At 63.5% G+C, this 1,850-nt stretch carries 1 pseudogene; it reads left to right on the forward strand.

The features are described from left to right. The first annotated feature begins 53 nt into the window (after positions 1–53). Positions 54–1,697, forward strand: a pseudogene (locus WBV42_RS10595) (AMP-binding protein). The last annotated feature ends 153 nt before the right edge of the window (positions 1,698–1,850 follow it).

Below are 1,850 nucleotides of genomic sequence, written 5' to 3' on the forward strand. Positions count from 1 at the left end.
ACCGTGACATGTGAACCTTGGATTAGATAGTCCCGTGCGTGTAAGCAGTTACCATGCCGAAGTACGTCACGCTCGACGACACGTACGAAACGACCCGCGAGAACTTCTCGTGGGACCTGCCCGAGTCGTTCAACATCGCGGACGACCTGCTCCGGAAACACGACGACCCGAAAGGTTCCGTGGCGCTCTTTCAGGCCTACCCGGACGGGCGGCGGGAGACGTACACGTTCCACGACATCGACGTGCTGTCCAACCGTGTTGCGAACGCCCTCTCGAATCTCGGCGTCGGCTTCGGCGACCGGGTCGCGGTCGCCGTTCCCCAGAAACCGGCCAACCCCATCACCCATCTGGCGTGCTGGAAACTCGGCGCGATATCGATACCGCTGTCGGTGCTGTTCGGGTCCGAATCGCTCGGCTACCGACTCGACGACAGCGGCGCGATGGTCGCCGTCGTGGACGCATCGGTCCGACCGACGCTCGCGGACGTCAGGGACGACTGTCCCGACCTCGACCACGTCGTCGAGGTGGACGGCGACGCCGAGGGTGATGCAATCGACTTCGAGGACCTCCTGCGGGACGGAGCACGCTCGTTCGACATCGCCGAGACGACGCCGGAAACGCCCGCCATCGTCATGTACACGAGCGGGAGCACCGGGCCGCCGAAAGGTGCGCTCCACGGACACCACGTCTGGATCGGCCACTGCCCGACGTACTAGATGGTGTTCGAACGGGACGTGGTCGGGAAGACGGTGGCGTGGACGCCCGCCGACTGGGCGTGGATCGGCGCGCTTGGCGACCTGCTGTATCCGTCGTGGCACTACGGCCGCCCCGTCGTCGGCTATCCGATGGGGAAGTTCGACGCCGGGGAAGCGTTCGAAATCGCGGAGGAGTTCGGCGTCACGGACGCGTTCATCCCACCGACGGCCATTCGCATGATGATGGAGGTGTCCGACCCGACCGACGCCTACGACCTCGACCTCGATTCCATCAGCACCGGCGGCGAACCGCTGACCCCGGAAATCCTCGCGTGGGCCGAGGAGGAACTGGCGGGCGTCACGGTGAACGAACTGTACGGCCAGACGGAGGCGAACCTGCTGGTCGCCAACTGTCACGACTGGTTCGAGGCGAAACCGGGGAGCATGGGAAAACCCGTTCCGGGCCACGACATCGCCATCGTGGACCCCGAGACGGGGACGGAACTACCGCGCGGCGAGGTCGGCCAAATAGCGGTCAGAAACCCTACCGAACCAGCGATATTCGAGGAGTACTGGAACGAACCGGAGCGGACCGAGTCGGTTCGCGTCGGCGACTGGCACCTCACGGGAGATCTCGCGGTGCAGGACGAGGACGATTACATCTGGTTCAAATCGCGCGACGACGACCTCATCATCACCAGCGGGTATCGAGTCGGTCCCGGGGAAATCGAGAAAGCGATCCTCGAACACCCGTCCGTCGAACAGGTCGGCGTCGTCGGCGTCCCGGACGGGACGCGCGGCGAGATAATCGCGGCGTTCGTCCAACCCACCTCCGGCGTCGATGGGGACGAGTCGCTCCGGGAGGAGATACGCACTCTCGTCCGGGACGACCTAGCCAAGTACGAGTATCCCCGCCGAATCGAGTTCGTCGCCGAACTTCCGCAGACCACGACCGGCAAGATCCAGCGCACGGATTTACAGGATCGAGCGACCGAGGAGTAGCTCTCTACCGCTATTGAGATTCATTCACATACGTATCGATCAGACCGCTACGGTCGGGAATTATAAACCGTTTATACCGCAGACCGGATTTTCCCCGCCAAGCGGCCGTTTATCGTTGCGGTGAGCGGCCACGACTACAACAATGGTTTCGAG

It is taken from the genome of Haladaptatus sp., from assembly GCF_049589095.1.
Lineage (GTDB): Archaea > Halobacteriota > Halobacteria > Halobacteriales > Haladaptataceae > Haladaptatus.